15 protein-coding genes and 1 other RNA gene are annotated in these 16,896 nt (G+C 42.4%); 9 read left to right on the top strand and 7 right to left on the bottom strand.

Annotation, left to right across the window (positions count from 1 at the left end; translation table 11 throughout):
* Positions 1-158: 158 nt before the first annotated feature.
* Both ssrA and ACI3E5_RS16815 read right to left on the bottom strand, forming a co-directional pair.
* Positions 159-522, bottom strand: a transfer-messenger RNA (tmRNA) gene (gene ssrA, locus ACI3E5_RS16820).
* A 62-nt stretch (positions 523-584) separates the two neighbouring features.
* Positions 585-1,355: a Cof-type HAD-IIB family hydrolase gene (locus ACI3E5_RS16815; protein WP_005231883.1), complete on the bottom strand. Its 771-nt coding sequence runs from the start codon at positions 1,353-1,355 to the stop codon at positions 585-587.
* Between the two features lie 145 nt (positions 1,356-1,500).
* On the opposite strand from ACI3E5_RS16815, the gene ACI3E5_RS16810 reads away from it, so the two are divergent.
* Genes ACI3E5_RS16810 through ACI3E5_RS16800 form a run of 3 tightly spaced genes read left to right on the top strand, consistent with a single transcriptional unit; the run spans position 1,501 to position 4,005 of the window.
* Positions 1,501-1,851 carry an SdpI family protein gene (locus ACI3E5_RS16810; RefSeq protein ID WP_015510109.1) on the top strand — a complete coding sequence of 117 codons (351 nt, stop codon included), beginning with the start codon at positions 1,501-1,503 and terminating at the stop codon, positions 1,849-1,851.
* Positions 1,832-2,545, top strand: coding sequence for a winged helix-turn-helix domain-containing protein (locus ACI3E5_RS16805; protein WP_010749704.1), 714 nt, complete (start codon positions 1,832-1,834; stop codon positions 2,543-2,545). The genes ACI3E5_RS16810 and ACI3E5_RS16805 overlap by 20 nt, the downstream gene beginning before the upstream one ends.
* Positions 2,545-4,005 (top strand): ATP-binding protein, encoded by a 1,461-nt coding sequence (locus ACI3E5_RS16800; RefSeq protein ID WP_005229120.1) that lies wholly within the window; start codon positions 2,545-2,547, stop codon positions 4,003-4,005. Before ACI3E5_RS16805 ends, ACI3E5_RS16800 begins: the two co-directional genes overlap by 1 nt.
* Before the next feature lie 117 nt (positions 4,006-4,122).
* Here ACI3E5_RS16800 and ACI3E5_RS16795 read toward each other — a convergent pair whose 3' ends face one another.
* The 3 genes from ACI3E5_RS16795 to ACI3E5_RS16785 all read right to left on the bottom strand — a co-directional run bounded on the left by ACI3E5_RS16795 (position 4,123) and on the right by ACI3E5_RS16785 (position 7,578).
* The gene (locus tag ACI3E5_RS16795) at positions 4,123-4,596 is read right to left on the bottom strand and encodes a hypothetical protein (protein WP_325845677.1); all 474 of its coding nucleotides are present in this window, start codon (positions 4,594-4,596) and stop codon (positions 4,123-4,125) included.
* Positions 4,575-5,312 (bottom strand): hypothetical protein, encoded by a 738-nt coding sequence (locus tag ACI3E5_RS16790; RefSeq protein ID WP_005229124.1) that lies wholly within the window; start codon positions 5,310-5,312, stop codon positions 4,575-4,577. Before ACI3E5_RS16790 ends, ACI3E5_RS16795 begins: the two co-directional genes overlap by 22 nt.
* Positions 5,313-5,493: 181 nt before the next feature.
* Positions 5,494-7,578 carry an LTA synthase family protein gene (locus ACI3E5_RS16785; RefSeq protein WP_498855884.1) on the bottom strand — a complete coding sequence of 695 codons (2,085 nt, stop codon included), beginning with the start codon at positions 7,576-7,578 and terminating at the stop codon, positions 5,494-5,496.
* A gap of 237 nt (positions 7,579-7,815) precedes the next feature.
* On the opposite strand from ACI3E5_RS16785, the gene ACI3E5_RS16780 reads away from it, so the two are divergent.
* The 3 genes from ACI3E5_RS16780 to ybaK are packed head-to-tail and all read left to right on the top strand — an operon-like array spanning position 7,816 to position 10,285.
* The gene (locus tag ACI3E5_RS16780; RefSeq protein WP_060792547.1) at positions 7,816-8,985 is read left to right on the top strand and encodes a class I SAM-dependent rRNA methyltransferase; all 1,170 of its coding nucleotides are present in this window, start codon (positions 7,816-7,818) and stop codon (positions 8,983-8,985) included.
* A gap of 5 nt (positions 8,986-8,990) precedes the next feature.
* Entirely contained in the window at positions 8,991-9,743 is a 753-nt protein-coding gene (gene aroD, locus ACI3E5_RS16775; RefSeq protein ID WP_005229128.1) for a type I 3-dehydroquinate dehydratase, read from the top strand.
* 50 nt (positions 9,744-9,793) lie between these two features.
* Positions 9,794-10,285: a Cys-tRNA(Pro) deacylase gene (ybaK, locus tag ACI3E5_RS16770; protein ID WP_010749699.1), complete on the top strand. Its 492-nt coding sequence runs from the start codon at positions 9,794-9,796 to the stop codon at positions 10,283-10,285.
* Positions 10,286-10,340: 55 nt separating this feature from the next.
* On the opposite strand, the gene ACI3E5_RS16765 is transcribed toward ybaK, so the two are convergent.
* Positions 10,341-11,378, bottom strand: coding sequence for a tagatose 1,6-diphosphate aldolase (locus tag ACI3E5_RS16765; protein WP_005237193.1), 1,038 nt, complete (start codon positions 11,376-11,378; stop codon positions 10,341-10,343).
* Between the two features lie 137 nt (positions 11,379-11,515).
* Positions 11,516-12,778 carry a BaiN/RdsA family NAD(P)/FAD-dependent oxidoreductase gene (locus ACI3E5_RS16760; protein WP_010749698.1) on the bottom strand — a complete coding sequence of 421 codons (1,263 nt, stop codon included), beginning with the start codon at positions 12,776-12,778 and terminating at the stop codon, positions 11,516-11,518.
* Positions 12,779-12,938: 160 nt separating this feature from the next.
* Between ACI3E5_RS16760 and gdhA the strand changes: the two genes are divergently transcribed.
* The 3 genes from gdhA to ACI3E5_RS16745 all read left to right on the top strand — a co-directional run bounded on the left by gdhA (position 12,939) and on the right by ACI3E5_RS16745 (position 16,308).
* Positions 12,939-14,288: an NADP-specific glutamate dehydrogenase gene (gdhA, locus tag ACI3E5_RS16755; RefSeq protein ID WP_498822117.1), complete on the top strand. Its 1,350-nt coding sequence runs from the start codon at positions 12,939-12,941 to the stop codon at positions 14,286-14,288.
* A 102-nt stretch (positions 14,289-14,390) separates the two neighbouring features.
* Positions 14,391-15,737, top strand: a complete 1,347-nt coding sequence (locus ACI3E5_RS16750) for a glucose-6-phosphate isomerase (RefSeq protein WP_325845673.1) — start codon at positions 14,391-14,393, stop codon at positions 15,735-15,737.
* A 361-nt stretch (positions 15,738-16,098) separates the two neighbouring features.
* Entirely contained in the window at positions 16,099-16,308 is a 210-nt protein-coding gene (locus ACI3E5_RS16745; RefSeq protein WP_015510102.1) for a hypothetical protein, read from the top strand.
* Positions 16,309-16,896 lie beyond the last annotated feature (588 nt).

The following is a 16,896-nucleotide window of genomic DNA, read 5'->3' as shown; positions in this document are numbered from 1 at the left end:
TTAAGCAATCTGCCTAACTGGTTATGACTAAATTTTCAGTTGTATCTTTCTCTACCAACACTAAATGTCGAAGAGCCAAAATAAAGGGTAAGTGCCTTTTTATGTATCAATAAAAAAAGCCGGATAAACGTGTCTATACGTTCATCCGGCTTAACTCTTTATGGAGATGGCGGGAGTCGAACCCGCGTCCAAACATATTGCTACCTAAAAATCTACGCTCATAGTCAACTCATTTGAAGGTTCGCTTTACAGCTTGCCGAGTGACAGGCAGTCTGTATCGCTAGTCTGATGCTCTCTTTTTTATCTTACAGACGGAAAGATAAAACGTATCCCACTTAGAATAGGACCCTTACTCGAGCACATGGGCGATGCCGAGAGGATCTACGCTAACTGTTTTTAGGCAGCTAAAGCGTAAGAGTTTTCGTTTTTAGCAGTTATATTTAACTGTAACGTTTTAACGTAGACGTAACCTACGAAGCGCAATTCAGGCTCAACTATGCCTGTCGAATCCGTAACATCCCCTTGATAAAAGGGGTATCGCTACCATTCATTAGTATACCATAGTTTTGCCTGTATGCAAAGAATCAGATTAAGTCAAAGTGTTTCAGGGCGTGCACGATCCCGCCTTCGGTATTTTTCAGGGTCACGAAGTCTGCCAACTCTTTCAACTCTTGAATTCCATTTCCCATTGCAATTTTGTGGTCGCAGGCTTCTAAAAGAGCGAAGTCGTTGCTGCCGTCACCAAAGCCGAAGGTAGGTACATCTTCTAGACCCAACAATTCTACCAAGGTTTTTACGCCCGTCCCTTTAGAGGTGCCAGATTTTACGACATCGATGGAAAAGGGGGTATTACGATAAAAAGTTAATTCTGGAAAACGCTCATGATAATAAGCATCGTTGCCGACACCTAAAACCAACAACATATTGGTCCGATCTGTTTCATAATGCAGAGGATCGATTTCTGGTAAAGGGCTGCGGACATAGTTGTACGCACCAATCATTTCCTCGGTATGTCCAGTAGCCCAATAGCCTTTCTCATTGTAATAGCACAGTTCATCACCATTGTCTTTGACTGCTTGGAACATCCGTGCGCAAAGTTCAGGTTCAAGGGTATCGGAAAAAACTTCTTTGCCGTCAATACGGATAAAGGCGCCGTTCATGACGATGTTCGAGGTGATCCCAGCTGCTTCACGAATGGCGGTAACTTCAGGTTCGGTTCTTCCTGTTGCAATGATCGGCAGTACTTGGTTTTTTCGCAACATCGCCATCGCTTCAGCGATTTCGGATGTGATTTGCGAGTGTTCATCTAAAAGCGTACCGTCAAGATCAAAAAAAGTTAATGCTTTATAGGTCATGTATCTTACTCCTAAGGTTTATAGTCATAGTCCACTCACAATCTTATCAAAGATTGAAAAAAAGGCAAACCTTTATGAATAATCGGTGAAGTTGTTGGTAGAAGAAAGAAATTCTAGTATACTATAGGAAGAATGGAGTGAAACGATGATTTTTTTAGTAATTGGCATCATTTTTTTCTTGATTGGTCTCACTTTTTTTCTTTTTCCATCAAAAAAAATGAACCTTATTTATGGCTACCGTTCCTATTTAGCAAAACAAAATGAACGCAACTGGCGGCATGCTCAGAAACTATGCGCCCGTTATTTTCTGCTTTTTGGCGGAATCATGGCGGTCATTGGGTTTGTCTTGAAATGGCAAGAATGGACCAATTTTTTCCTAGTTGAAATGATCGCGATCCCTTGGTTCATCGTGCCGATCTTTGGCCTGATCGAAGAGAATCTGCAACGATTTGATAAAGAACATAGAGGTGAAGAAAATGAATATATTAATGATTGAAGACAACGAATCTGTTTCTGAAATGATGCAAATGTTTTTCTTGAATGAAGGATGGGAAGCGGCTTTTAAGTACGACGGCAAAGAAGGACTGGAAGCCTTTGCTGCTGAACCAGACAAATGGGACATGATCACCCTTGACTTGAACCTTCCTTCCATGGATGGCATGATGGTGGCGCGAGAAATTCGCAAAATCTCCAGTACAGTACCTATTATTATGTTGACGGCCCGTGATTCAGAAAGCGATCAAGTCATCGGGTTGGAGATGGGGGCAGATGACTATGTGACGAAACCTTTTAGTCCACTGACCTTGATCGCGCGGATCAAAGCCTTACACCGCCGCAGTGAGTTGGTTGAAAAAACAACGCCTGAAGCTTCCGATGCAACTTTTGATGTTGTGACCGATCATTTCAAAATGAACACAAAAACACGGGAAGCCTATTTAAATGGCAAACCCATCGATGGGTTGACGCCGAAGGAATTTGATTTGCTTTATACGTTAGCGAAAAAACCGCGGCAAGTCTTTTCACGAGAGCAATTGTTAGAACTAGTTTGGGATTACCAATATTTTGGTGATGAACGGACGGTTGATGCGCACATCAAAAAACTAAGACAAAAAATAGAAAAAGTGGGACCTCAGATCATTCAAACCGTCTGGGGTGTGGGGTATAAATTTGACGATGCAGGTGCTGCTTAATGCGCTACTTGTATCAACAGCTGATTGCGTTTTTTGTCGTGATCTTCGTGATTTTGATGACGATTGGTATTGCGTTTACACAAATGACGCGCCAAACGTTACAAGAACGAAATTATGAGCAGTTAATGGGGTATGCTTCGTCGGTCGCGACGATTTCGCAAATCAGCGATTCAGAATATTTGCAGCAAAATATGACGCGAGATGGCTATCTGCAATATTCTCTGCATTTGGCTGAAAATATTTTGAGCAACCAAGACATTTCTTTTGCTTTCTTTAAAAGCCCCGATGACATCATTTATCCATTAGATACGACTCGTGCGGTGGATTTTCCAATTTCTGAAAAAGACTGGCAATCCTTAGAAAACGGGGCGCGTCTGCAACTGACATCACCCACGAATCTATATGGGGAAAAAGAACTGACTTCCTATGTTTTGATTCCTTTTTCTGTCAACCGAACGGATTTTTACGGGGTGATGGTGGTTTCGCAATCGGCAAGCAGCATCTTGAATCTTGTCAGTGCTTTTAACCAAAACTTGTTTAAAGTATGTTTGATCTCGATCGTCGTTTCTTTATTGATCAGTTACCTATTTGCTACGTTCCAAGTAAGGCGGATCAATCGCATGAAACGAGCAACCAAGGAGATCACCAATGGCAATTTTGATATCTTCTTGCCAGTGCATAATCGGGATGAATTTGATGAGTTAGCCGAAGATTTTAATTTAATGACGAAATCCTTAAAAGAGTCGCAAGAGGAAATTGAACGACAAGAAGAACGTCGTCGACAATTTATGGCAGACGCTTCGCATGAGATGCGTACGCCTTTGACGACCATCAATGGCTTATTGGAAGGGTTAGAGTACAACGCGATTCCTGAAAATCAAAAGGACAATGCGATCCGCTTGATGAAAAATGAAACCAATCGTTTGATTCGGTTAGTCAACGAAAACCTTGACTACGAGAAAATCCGAACCAATCAAATCTCGATGGTCATCAAAAAATTCGATGCAACGCAAACCATCAAAAATCTGCTGACGCAACTTGAGAGCAAGGCAGAAATCGCCAAAGATGTGTTGATTTTAGAAACAACAGAGCCAATTGACGTCTATGCCGACTACGATCGTTTCGTCCAAATCATGGTCAATATTTTACAAAATGCGATCCAGTTTACGGAAGATGGAGAAATTCGGGTTCGAATCGAAAAAGGCTACTTGGAAACGATCATCGAAATCAGTGATACGGGAATCGGCATGTCTGAAGAACAAGTCAAGAATATTTGGGATCGTTATTACAAAGTCGATCCTTCCCGTAAAAACCGTCAATTTGGTGAATCAGGTTTGGGCCTATCGATCGTTGAACAGCTCGTACGCCTGCACAAAGGAAAGATCAGTGTAGAAAGTGAACTTGGCAAAGGCACGACGTTTAAAATCTCTTTTCCTGATATCGACTTAAATGAAGAATAGCAATCGACCGGCAGCAATTCGCTTAGCCGGTCGATTTTTTTTGCGGTTCAGTGGCAGCAGCCCAAACAAAAAGACCTACTTTTGCAAGCAAGCCTTCTTGTTTGGGGGCTATGTAAACTATAGATAAGTAGTATAAGGGGTATGGGCAAAGCATTCGTCTTCATGAATCAAATAGATGGCAACAGCAAATTGTTCGGCGATTTCTTGACACAAGGGCAGCAGGGTTTGAACCTCTTTCGTTGTTAATGTGCTCAAGACATTTTCGATTAAAAGGGTTTCTCTTTCTGAAAGCAAAGCTAAGAGCAGTTGAATTTTGAGCTCCTCAAAGGGTGTTAACTCTGTTCGATCTTTTTTCAAAACCGATGAGGGAAGCTGTACATAAGGCAGCACATCCTCTAAATCGCCCCCCTTTTTATTTGCAAGAGATACATTGTCCATGACCGATAAAAAGGGGACGGAGGGCCACTGTGCGCGAATCAAGATTGCTTTTTTTTGTGAAAGCAGCAAGCTTAATTCAGATGTTTTTGTTTCATTGTCTTTCGCAACATAAAAGAAACCAATTGATTTCGTTAGCTGAGTTGGTTTTTCCATTGTTTTTTCCTCCAATACAGACTATGTCCGCTAGCAATCAGACCAGTAAAGCTGGTAACAGCAGCAAGCAATACGATAAGTGTGTGGCGCGTACTCTCAAATAAAATAGCCAGCCAAGTGGTGCTGTTCAAGTCAACATTTTGGACAAGAATTTGACTGTTTTGCGGGATCGTAATGGCGAATTCTTGACCGGGAAGACTTTGAACAGCCTCCCAAAAGTGATCCGAAGCACGCTCACGATCAAGAGCGATGATATGCCCGCTAAGCAATTCTCGCTGGAAATAAGGCTGGAAGAGCAGCAACAACACAAAGGCGATCACTGCAGCTGCTAAAAGCGGCAAGAGCATTTCAAGCAACTGCATCGCCACCCATTGTCTGGTGGTGGCACCACTTGCTAACCAGGCAGTGTACTCTGAGCGTTTCGATAATTGGTAATAAACTTGAAAGCCGATAAAGACCAGTGTAAAGGCACTAAAAATCAAATAGAACAGTTGATGATAGATCGTCGTGACTGGTTGGATCTCTTCCGCTACTTTCGTTTGCAAATCTTCTGTTGTTAAGAGATCTCTGGTTTGAGCAATCACTTGATCCATTGAGTAGATCAAGGCGAAGGTCACGATCAAGCCAATCACGGCAAAGAAGGATACAAGCGTATAAAGCACCATGGCTTTTTTATGATAAAATATGCTGGCAATCGCAAAATGTATAGTTTTCATCTAGTTCACCTCATCCTATTTCATAGTATAAAAGGGGAGTTTGAATAAAGTATGAAGTTCTTGTAGTAAAATATCGAAGCTAAAAAAGCAATAGAAAAAATCGGGTTTTTACGAACAAAACAGCCGAAAAAAATCCAGCAAAGCATCCGCCTTGCTGGATCGATCTTGTAGTACTTATAGGTTATTCTCCGCTATCTTGTTCCGTCATCTGCTGATATTCTTGGAAGGTTTTTGTTTGGTACAGATCGACGGTCGATTGATTACCGTTTTGAGAAAAGGCGCTGGTTGAATCACTGCCTAGATTCTTTTCGATATCCATCATTTGCTGAAGGGCGTCTTTGTAATTATAGGTCGAAGGATCAACTTCTTCTAAACCGCTCTTCGCGTAGAAACGTAAGAGGTCACCATTGTTGATCTGATCAGAAACCGACAGCTGTTTGTCAACTTTGGCTTTCCACTCATCGACTTTCGCTTGCAGTTCATCGGATGGATCGTTGATCGGCATGCCGGTACGATTGTCATACAATGTACTGCTATAGTAAGTGTAGTCTGGTGTCACAAAGTCGCCATCGCGAAAGGCAACCAGTTGTTCATTTTGATCAGAGAATAAATCTTGTCCCAATTGAATATAGTTCGATGTATCTACACCGAGTAAGTGCAAGAGGGTTGGCAACGCATCAACTTGGCCACCATACGTATGATTGATGCCGCCGTTTGATTGTCCTGGAATATGGATCATATAAGGGACACGTTGCAATGAAGCATTGTCAAAGTTTGTCCAAGTCGAACTTGTTTTTCCAAGCAATTCTGCTAAGTTACGGTTCCGAGAATTGGAAATTCCGTAATGGTCACCATATAAAACGATGACTGAGTTTTCGTACAAGCCGCTTTCTTTCAAGTAATTAAAGAACTCTTCTACGGCTTTATCTAAATAATTCGCGGTTGCGAAATACCCATTGATCGTTTGATCAGAAGTGTTCGCTAGCGGGAAGCCGCCTTCTTCATTGGTAAATTCAGAATATGGGTAGTGGTTAGAAACTGCAATGAATTTTGAATAGAACGGTTGTTGCAGACGTTCTAAGTATTGTACCGATTGTTCAAAGAACGGTTTGTCATGTAGACCGTATTGGAATGAATTTTCATCATTGACATCATAATACGATGCGTCGAAGAAATAATCATAGCCAAACCGTTTGTAGGTTTCATTTCGGTTCCAGAAGGTACCCGTATTTCCGTGGAAAACCGCACTGGTATAGCCTTGGGTTTGACCTAAAATATCTGGCGCTGCCTCAAAGGTATTTTTCCCACCCAGTTGAGTGAATAATGCCCCCTGATTCAATCCGAACAAGGAATTTTCGAATAACGTTTCCGCATCACTGGTCTTCCCAGCTTTTACTTGATGGAAGAAGTTATCGAAACTAAAGGTGCTATCGCTATGATACAAACTATTGATAAATGGCATAACTTCATGTTCAACACCATCTTCATCTTTTAATTTATAATCGATCAAGAATTGCTGAACACTTTCTAAGTGAATATAAATGACGTTCTTGCCTTTTACGATACCGAACAGATCGTCATTCGGTTCAGCGTAATGTTCTCTGACATAGCTTTCTACTTCGTTCATGTCGTTGGGACTCGCTTCGGCACGTACTTGCGAAGCTTGATAGGTTTGCACGCCATCATAAACCGTAAAGGCGTTGATCCCAAGGTATTTCACTAAATAGTCACGAGAAAACGTTCGAGTAAGCAGTTCAGGACGATCCGCTTCTGCTAAGAAAAGATTGGCAGAAAAGACCATGACAGCTAAGGTTGAGATCGCAAAAGCCATCCGTGCCCGCACAGGACGAGTGTCCATTTTGATTTTTTTCATTGAAAAGGCTGCAATCAGCACGATAAAGTCAATGAAGTACAACACATCGTAGGGACGGAACAAGCGAATTGCGCTTTCTCCTAGACCACTTGCCACTTTTCCTACACCGAGCATCGTGTTGATGGTGATAAAGTCAGTGAATTCTCGATAGTAAGAAACATTGGAGAACAACAGCAGAGTCATCAAGAAATAGATCACAAGCATCGTGATATAAGCTGCTTTGGTTCTTCTTACGTACAATGCGATCGACAGCAGCAACAAAGTCGTTGCGATCGGATTGATGAATAAGATGAAGTACTGAATGCTGCTTTCAATACCTAGGTGGAAGTCCACCATATAGGCAAAGATATTTTTTAGCCAAAATAGCAGGGCTAATAGGAAAAAAAAGCCCATTCTTGTATTCACAAAGGTGGATACTTTATTTTTTTTCAAAGGAATCGTCCTCTCTTTTTCCAGTATAACCGGTAAATTACGATTTTACATCACAGTACATTTTACTAGGCTGTGAAAGACGTGTCAAATGAATTCCTTGTCATGACGCGGAATTAAGTATTTCTTTACTTTCAAGGATACAGACAATACAGTCGCTTTTTGCTATACTAAAAAGGAGAATGAATGGAGCAGATGAACATGAAAATAAAACTAACGAAGCAAGGATCAGCGAAGCTTCGCAAAAAGAATCCGTTGATCCAACGAGAAGATCTTCAACAAGCAATCGAGACGAAGGAGTGGGTCACCTTTATTGATCAGGCCAACCATTTCTTAGGTGTCGGCTATCTTGGGGAACAAAATAAAGGGATCGGATGGGTCGTATCCTTTGAAGAAACAGTGATCGACCAAGCATTCTTTGCGCAACGCTTTGCGAAAGCAAAAGGCAAGCGTAGTGCTTACTATCAAGATGACCTGACAGATGCCTTTCGTCTGTTTAATGGCGAGGGGGATCAATTGGGGGGACTTACCGTAGATTTGTATGGCGAGTATGTCGTTTTTTCTTGGTACAATGCCACCCTTTATCAACATAAAAAAGCGATCGTGGCGGCTTTTCGTCAAATCTTTCCCGAGATCAAAGGGGCTTATGAAAAAATCCGCTTTACGTCTGAACTGCCTGAATCAGCATGGGTCTATGGAAAAACGGCACCTGAACCCTTGCTGGTGAAGGAAAATGGCGTCACGTATGCGACGTATTTGAACGAAGGACTAATGACGGGCATCTTTTTGGATCAAAAAGAAGTTCGTGGGCAACTTGTTGATGGTTTGGCAGCTGGCAAGACGGTTTTAAATATGTTCAGTTATACGGGGGCGTTTTCTGTCGCTGCTGCTGTCGGTGGCGCTGCTCAAACAACGAGCGTCGATTTGGCAAAACGCAGTCTAGAAAAGACCCGCGAACAATTTGCAGTCAACGGCATTGATCCAGATACCCAGCGTATCCATGTCATGGATGTTTTCAATTACTTCAATTATGCCAGCAAAAAAGATTTGCGCTTTGATGTGATCGTTTTAGATCCGCCGAGTTTTGCCCGCAACAAGAAAAAGGTCTTCTCGGTTGCGAAAAATTATGGCGACTTAGTCACTGATAGTTTGGCGATTTTAGCGCCTGATGGCTTATTGATCGCCTCAACGAATGCGGCCAATCTTTCACCGAGGAAGTTTCAAGAAATGATCGAAGCCTCATTAGAGAAAGCACACGTTGCTTATGAATGTATTCAAAGTTATCGTCTACCAGCTGATTTTGCGGTAGATAAGCATTTTTCCGAAGGGAACTATCTGAAAGTATTCTTTTATCAAATGAAAAAGGAGTGAAGTAGATGAGCCGATCAAAACCAGTAACGTTAGACGGGAAAACACCGTTGATTTGTGTGCCATTGATTGGGAAAACCAATGAAGAGATCTTGAAACAAGCCATTGCTGCTGAGGAATCAGAGGCACAGATCGTCGAATGGCGTGTTGATCATTACAAACATGTCGAAGACCAGCAAGCGGTCTTAGATGCGTTATCACATATTCGCACGACATTAAAGCACAAAGAGCTGCTCTTCACTTTTCGAACCTTGGAAGAAGGGGGCGAGCGGGCGTTCACATTGACCCAGTACAAAGAATTGTGTTTAGCTGCTGCTGATTCAGGCTTGATCGATTGGATCGATGTCGAATTAGAGAAAGCTGAATTTTTAGGTCGAGCCTTTATTCAAGAAATCAAAAAGGCACAGGTAAAGCTGATATTGAGCAATCATGATTTTGAGAAAACGCCAGAAGATGCTGTGTTGATTTTAAAGATCGGCGTAATGAATCAATTTGGTGCCGATGTTGGCAAGTTAGCGATGATGCCCAAGCAAGTCCAAGATGTTTTGCGTTTGATGGGGATCATTACTAAAGCGCGTGGCTTCAACCAACTGCCGTTGGCGATCATGTCGATGGGGGAGCTGGGGAAAATCAGCCGGGTTAGTGGGGCATTGACTGGTTCGGTCTTTACTTTTGCTTCGTTGCAAGGTGCTTCAGCACCTGGACAAATACCGATCGAACGAATGACCAACTACTTACAAGAATTTTCACTCAATGAGTAAGACCAGCCAAGGCCTTCTCTTAAAAGAAACCAAAACAAAAGAGGGATAAAATGGCGAAGAAGAAACAAAAAACCAATGCGATCCGTCAAGTAGAACAACAGAAAATCGCTTATAACGAATACACCTATGAGTGGTCGGAAGACCATCTCGATGCGCAATCCGTCGCTGTGCAACTAGCACGCCCGCAAGCCATCTACAAAACGCTGGTGGCAGTGGGCAACAAAACAGGTCCGTTGGTGGCTGTGATTCCTGGAAACAGAGAAGTGGATCTGAAAAAGTTAGCAAAAGTCAGTGGAAACAAAAAAGTAGAGATGCTGCATCTGAGAGATTTAGAAGAAACGACTGGCTATATTCGCGGCGGCTGTTCGCCGATCGGTATGAAAAAGCTCTTTCCTACTTATATTGATCATAAGGCAGAGACACTGGAAGAGATCGTGGTTTCTGCAGGAAAGCGCGGGTTGCAGATGGGGCTTGCCCCCCAAGCGTTGCAACAATTGACTAGGGCGGTCTTTGCCGATTTGTTGGCACCTGAACACGAATAAAAAATCCCCGTGAACCATCTTGAAATGCCGTTCACGGGGATTATTTTGTACTATTTTATTCCATTACTTCAATATCGAAAACCTCAATATTTTCTAAACCACCATAAAAGTCAAACCACGGAGTGGCATATTGTTTTAGAATGGCGTTTAATTCTTCAACATTTTCTTTCCCTTGGGTGTCCAGCCATTCCAGTAATGCTTTGGCGCCTTGCTTCCCATAGATTTCCACGCTATCGCGCCAAGTTGCTCGTCCACCTAAGATCCCTGAGAATTTAGCACCGTGTTGACCAGCAAAGGTCAATTCATCGCGAAAGACATTCGCTGGGACACCCGCACTCAAATAGATAAATGGTCGCGTCGCAGCGTCACTAGCTTCTTTGAAGTAATTGGCGGCTTCTTCTTGCGTGTAGACGGCCTCTAAGCCTTCTTTTTGGAAACCTTCAACTAAGTCGAACTGAACCGGTACTTCGACTTTCAAAATATCGATATGGTAGTGATCTTTCGTCAGTTCCTGAATGGTTCGGATGACCTTGCTCGGTTTGATCTTGGCAAAAGCAGGTGATTTGTCATCTGTGATCTCATCGTCGTAAACGATTGGCTCTACAAATAACGGAATATCGGCCGCTTGTGCCTCCGTACCTAAACGTTCTAAAAACGCATGTTTGGTATCTAAAATCTCTTGCGGTTCATCTGGATTATAATAAACCAAGACTTTCGCAGCATCTGCCCCTTTTTTCACTAAGCGCTGCAGCGATTCATTGGGTAGAATTTCTGGTAAACGACCCGGCGTATTGACATCATACCCTGTTTTTTCATAGGAAAGGATCAAGCCGGCGTTGGGATTCTTTGCTTCGATCCCTAAGAAGCCATATTCCTCATCTAACAAAATACTGCTGACATATTTGGTCAATTCTTGGGAAACCAACTGCTTGAATTCATAAATGTGTTCCATCGTAAAGTCATCCGGTCCAGTTGCCGCCTTCATCATTTTCTTCATGGAACCACGTTGGTCGATCGCTAGTGCGGCAATCACACCATCCTCATTTGAAAGTTTTTGCATTCGTTCAAATTTACCTCTTGAAATTCGTTTCATTAAAAAAACCTCCCTCGATCTTGCTATCTTTAGTCTACGCCTACTTTGAGAAAAACCCAACTAATAAGCAAAAAGAGAGGAGACCCAGGTGTTGGTAGCAACGGCAAGGATATTGCTGCCAACACCTGGGTCATCGATCAATAACTGAAATAACTAGCTGTTTCTGCTGCGTTTTTCCCTGAAACATGTCCAGTACAAAAAGCTGCTGTAATGTTGAAACCACCTGTATACCCATTGATATCCAATAATTCACCAGCAAAATACAAGCCGTTGATTTTCTTGCTCTCCATGGTTTTTGGATTGATTTCTTTCAGATGGACCCCGCCACCAGTCACGAAAGACTTTTCTAACGGGAACGTGCGAACGATAGTGACTGAAAAGCCTTTGATCAAGGAAGCGAGCGCAGCCAACTGTTCTGGTGAGGCTTTTTCAGCAACCAGCTCATGCAGGTCTAGCTGCTGCAAAAAGAAGGTCATCAAGCGCTCAGGCAAAAAGCCAGCTAAAGCATTCGGCAATTGTTTCTTCGAAGCCGCAGACTGAATCAATTCTTGGGTCAAGGCTTCATGGGATTTTGCCGGCAGACAATCCAGAACAACCGTCACGGGTTGTTGCTTTTTCAATTCTTGGTTCACAAAAGAGGAACAGCGTAAAGCAGCTGGACCAGATAACCCAAAGTGGGTAAACAAAAGATCCATGGTATGGGCGACGATGGGCTTTCCTTTTTGATCCAAGACACTCAACGTGATGTCTTGCAAGGAAATGCCTTGCAACGTCCGCTCTTGAATAAAGGAGTCTTCTGAAACAAGCGGCGATTCGGTTGGATAAAGTGGCGTAATGGTATGGCCGACTTTTTTTGCCATCTTATAGCCGTCCCCCGTTGCGCCCGTGGAAGGATAGGTGCGGCCACCTGTCGTCAAAATCACACTAGGGGCAGAGAACTCATCGGTTTCGGTTCGCACGCCGCGAATTTGACTGCCGTCATGGATCAGCTTTGTGACGACCGTGTTCGTCAATAGGGTGACGTGATGATCGTTGATTGCTTGAAGCAACGCTTCGACGATGGTTTTTGATTTGTTCGTCACAGGGAACATCCGTCCGTGGTCTTCTTCTTTTAAGACGACACCTAAGTCTGCGAAAAACGCCATTACATCATAATTATTGAATTGAGAAAACGTGCTATACAAAAACTTGCCGTTTCCTGGAATATGAGCAACTAAATCATCTACCGGCCGATTATTGGTTACATTGCAGCGTCCGCCGCCAGTCATCAATAATTTCTTGCCGATTTTTTTGTTTTTTTCGATTAATAACACCCGCGCACCTTGTTTGGCAGCAGTGATCGCAGCCATCATGCCGCTCGTACCTGCACCAACAACAATGACATCATAGGTTTTTTCCATTCTTTTCACCTCTTTGGGATTGTAACACATCGGCTATGAGTGCTGAAAGGATTGGTCGATTTTTTTCGAATAATAAAAAATTCTGACAATTCTAAAAAAAAGCGTGCAATTTCAGAAAATTTCTTTAAAATAGAAAATATCTTAAAGGAGGTAATGCACTATGACCAAAACTTCAGCTTACGTGAAAGAAATTCAAGCGAAGATTCATGAGAAAGACCAACACCAACCGGAATTTCTTCAAGCAATTGACGAATTTTTGCCTACGATCGTTCCCTTTTTAGAGGAGCATCCAGAATATATTGAATCAAATATCCTTGCACTCTTAACTGAACCAGAACGTTTTATCCAATTCAGAGTCCCGTGGCAAGATGATCAAGGCAACTGGCAAGTAAACCGTGGCTATCGGATTCAATTCAACTCGGCAATGGGGCCTTACAAAGGCGGCTTGCGTTTTCACCCAAGTGTAAACTTGAGTATCTTGAAGTTTTTGGCGTTTGAGCAAATCTTCAAAAACAGCTTGACAGGTCTGCCGATCGGCGGCGGCAAAGGCGGAAGTGATTTTGATCCAAAAGGCAAATCAGATGCCGAAGTGATGCGTTTTTGCCAAAGCTTTATGACGGAGCTGTCAAAACATATCGGACCTGACTTAGATGTTCCTGCTGGCGACATTGGTGTCGGAGGCCGAGAAATCGGCTATTTGTTTGGTGCCTACAAACGATTGAAACAATACGATGCTGGTATTTTAACTGGTAAGCCATTAGACTTCTGGGGCAGTAAAAACCGCACAGAAGCAACGGGTTATGGCGCCGTTTATTTCGTTAAGCATTTATTGACAGACCTAGGTGAAACCTTTGCAGGCAAAAAAGCGATCGTTTCTGGAAGCGGCAATGTTGCGATCTATGCAATTGAGAAATTGCAAGAATTAGGTGCGATCCCTGTCACGTGTTCTGATTCCTCTGGTTTTATCTATGACAAAGACGGCATTGATCTGGCCTTGTTAAAAGAGATCAAAGAAGTGAAGCGTGAACGGTTGACGGCTTACGCCAAGGAACGTCCATCAGCCGAATATCATGAAGGGGCATCTGTCTGGGATTTTGATACACCAGCGGAATTAGCCTTTCCTTGCGCGACCCAAAACGAGATTGATCTCTCACAAGCCAAACGTGCAAAAGCCAATGGTGTCCGGGTCGTTTCTGAAGGCGCGAATATGCCTAGCTCATTAGAAGCAGCAGAATATTTTATTGAAGAAGGAATTTTCTACTGCCCAGGAAAAGCAGCCAATGCTGGCGGCGTAGCCGTTTCTGCGTTAGAAATGAGTCAAAACTCCCAACGACTGCAATGGGAAAAAGCTGAAGTCGATGCCAAATTGGACGATATCATGAAGTCGATCTATGAAGCATGCCGTGATACTGCTGAAACCTTCGATCAAAAAAATAATTTTATGTTAGGTGCGAACGTCGCAGGCTTTGAAAAAGTTGCTAAAGCAATGTTTGCTCAAGGACTTGTCTAAAATCACCCAACAGGCTACCTATCAGGAATTACTTGAAAAAAGTTGAAAAAAAACGTAAAGTAGGTAGTGTATGAAAAACTATTTTTTCAAGGAGGACAAATCATGTCACACATCAAGTTTGACTATTCGAAAGTAGCACCATTCGTGAACGAATACGAATTGAGCTACATGCAAAGTCAAGTTACAGCAGCAGACAAACAATTACGCGAAGGAACAGGTGCTGGTAGCGACTTTTTAGGTTGGATCGACCTTCCTAAAAACTATGACAAAGATGAATTTGCTCGTATCAAAAAAGCGGCTGAAAAAATTCAATCAGATTCTGAAGTATTAGTCGTGATCGGGATCGGCGGATCTTATTTAGGAGCGAAAGCAGCGATTGATTTCTTAAATCACTCTTTCTATAACTTGCTACCAAATGAAGAACGCAAAGCACCACAAATCTTTTTTGCAGGTAATTCGATTTCTTCAACATACTTAGCAGATTTGATCGAAATCATCGGTGACCGTGACTTCTCTGTGAATGTGATCTCAAAATCAGGAACAACTACTGAGCCAGCGATCGCTTTTCGTGTTTTCAAAGAACGTTTGATTGAAAAATACGGCAAAGAAGAAGCCAACAAACGGATCTACGCAACAACGGATAAAGCGAAAGGTGCAGTAAAAGTTGAAGCAGATGCTGAAAACTGGGAAACCTTTGTGATTCCAGATGACGTCGGCGGCCGTTTCTCTGTATTGACTGCTGTTGGTTTATTACCAATCGCTGCCAGCGGAGCGGATATCGATGCCTTGATGCAAGGGGCAGCAGATGCTAGCGATGCTTACGCAAGTGACGACCTTGAAAAAAATGAAGCGTATCAATATGCAGCAATGCGTAACATCCTTTATCGCAAAGGCAAAGTAACCGAATTGCTGATCAACTACGAACCAGGCATGCAATACTTCTCAGAATGGTGGAAACAATTATTCGGCGAGTCTGAAGGAAAAGACCAAAAAGGGATCTATCCTTCAAGTGCAAACTTCTCGACAGACTTGCATTCTCTTGGTCAATACATCCAAGAAGGCCGCCGCAATATCTTTGAAACAGTTGTTAAAGTTGAAAAACCACGCAAATCAATTGCGATCCCTACACAAGAAGCAGATCTTGATGGTCTTGGCTACTTAGAAGGAAAAGAAGTTGATTTTGTTAATACGAAAGCCTTTGAAGGAACACTACTTGCACATACAGATGGGGATGTACCAAATCTGTTAGTAAAAATTCCTACAATGGATGCGTACACGTTAGGTTACACCATGTACTTCTTTGAGATCGCTGTAGGTATCTCTGGCTACTTAAATGGCGTGAACCCATTTGACCAACCAGGGGTTGAAGCGTACAAGAAAAACATGTTCGCCTTACTTGGCAAACCAGGTTTTGAAGATCTTGCAAAAGAATTGAACGAACGTCTATAATTCGATAAAGAAACGCCTTGAGCCAGTCTGATTGGCTCAAGGCGTTGTTTTATTTTCGTATTTGTTGTGCTACTAGATCGTTGGGCCAATAAATCAGCGGTCTTCTTTTAATCCCCAAAGCAACGCAGCAGACAATAGTCCAAAGATACAGGTTTGAATAATTGGCATTTGGCTCATCTCCTTTTGATTTCCTTTAGTATAAAATGCTTTTTAAGAAGTGGCACGAACAAGCCAGTGCGTTTCAACGAACGAAACTGTCATTTCTTGGTGACAAATGCGTGATGAATCGAAATAAAACGTTTTCAATTTGATGCTTTTTTGTTATTATATCTTTAAGAAAGAAAACGGTTGAGGTGAGGATATGGAGAATATTACGATCGGTGAAAAATATGTCTGCCAACCTGTCGGGGCGAGCAAGCCTGTGATTGGTGTGGTGGAAAAACTATACGTAAATACGGCGTTGATCGTCGTTTCAAGTTATGAAGAAGAAGATCAAGCACAAGTAGAAGCTTGTAATCGTCGGATGATCGTCAGTTTCAATAAAATTTATACGCAAACGAACGTTGCCTGAAGAACTCGCAAGAAAAACGAGCTCTTTGGAAATAAGGTCTGATGTGTTAAGTAAAATCAGACATAATTCATTCGAACGATAAACTATAAATCCCTTTTTTAGGGGGAGTGTACTTGCTGATTGATCGTTGGTTAGACAATAAGCCAACAACCGAAGCAATTGATCTCTGGCACCAATACAACGCTGAGTCGCAATAGCACCAAGAAGCCCACTTACTCACAGTAGGAGGGCTCTTTGGTGTAACCATGATTTGTTTCTTGCTGTCGCTTCGTAAAATTCTGTGACTTTAAGATACGCTTTCCTGATAGGAAAGTAACGGTGATGTAATATTATACGCCAAATTCTTTTGCCTGCTAAAATTATTTGGTGCTATGGAACTTCTCGTGACTTTAGGTCATATTTCCCGTATGCTCTTCCAAGAAAAATATCTTTTGGCTTCGCTTGAGGGATTTTTTTTTTTTACATTGAGAGGGGAGAAGGCTCAATAAAGTGTCATGGAGGAACCGATTACTGGTTTGGCAACACTTTTTTAGACAAATTTTATAAGGTGTTCTTTTCATTATCTATCCGAAGCCTCCGATTGCCCTT

Source organism: Candidatus Enterococcus avicola, from assembly GCF_047470845.1.
Lineage (GTDB): Bacteria > Bacillota > Bacilli > Lactobacillales > Enterococcaceae > Enterococcus_D > Enterococcus_D casseliflavus.
Note: the sequence above shows the minus strand (reverse complement) of the source record. Positions and strands in the feature narration are given on the sequence as shown.

Coding starts and splice junctions, on each gene's coding strand:
- ACI3E5_RS16760 (WP_010749698.1), bottom strand. CDS start 12,778: ATGGAAAAAACCTATGATGTCATTGTTGTTGGTGCAGGTACGAGCGGC.
- ACI3E5_RS16810 (WP_015510109.1), top strand. CDS start 1,501: ATGATTTTTTTAGTAATTGGCATCATTTTTTTCTTGATTGGTCTCACT.
- ACI3E5_RS16785 (WP_498855884.1), bottom strand. CDS start 7,578: ATGGGCTTTTTTTTCCTATTAGCCCTGCTATTTTGGCTAAAAAATATC.
- ACI3E5_RS16750 (WP_325845673.1), top strand. CDS start 14,391: ATGTCACACATCAAGTTTGACTATTCGAAAGTAGCACCATTCGTGAAC.
- ACI3E5_RS16795 (WP_325845677.1), bottom strand. CDS start 4,596: ATGGAAAAACCAACTCAGCTAACGAAATCAATTGGTTTCTTTTATGTT.
- ACI3E5_RS16745 (WP_015510102.1), top strand. CDS start 16,099: ATGGAGAATATTACGATCGGTGAAAAATATGTCTGCCAACCTGTCGGG.
- ACI3E5_RS16790 (WP_005229124.1), bottom strand. CDS start 5,312: ATGAAAACTATACATTTTGCGATTGCCAGCATATTTTATCATAAAAAA.
- gdhA (WP_498822117.1), top strand. CDS start 12,939: ATGACCAAAACTTCAGCTTACGTGAAAGAAATTCAAGCGAAGATTCAT.
- ACI3E5_RS16765 (WP_005237193.1), bottom strand. CDS start 11,378: ATGAAACGAATTTCAAGAGGTAAATTTGAACGAATGCAAAAACTTTCA.
- ACI3E5_RS16780 (WP_060792547.1), top strand. CDS start 7,816: ATGAAAATAAAACTAACGAAGCAAGGATCAGCGAAGCTTCGCAAAAAG.
- ACI3E5_RS16800 (WP_005229120.1), top strand. CDS start 2,545: ATGCGCTACTTGTATCAACAGCTGATTGCGTTTTTTGTCGTGATCTTC.
- ACI3E5_RS16805 (WP_010749704.1), top strand. CDS start 1,832: ATGAATATATTAATGATTGAAGACAACGAATCTGTTTCTGAAATGATG.
- aroD (WP_005229128.1), top strand. CDS start 8,991: ATGAGCCGATCAAAACCAGTAACGTTAGACGGGAAAACACCGTTGATT.
- ybaK (WP_010749699.1), top strand. CDS start 9,794: ATGGCGAAGAAGAAACAAAAAACCAATGCGATCCGTCAAGTAGAACAA.
- ACI3E5_RS16815 (WP_005231883.1), bottom strand. CDS start 1,355: ATGACCTATAAAGCATTAACTTTTTTTGATCTTGACGGTACGCTTTTA.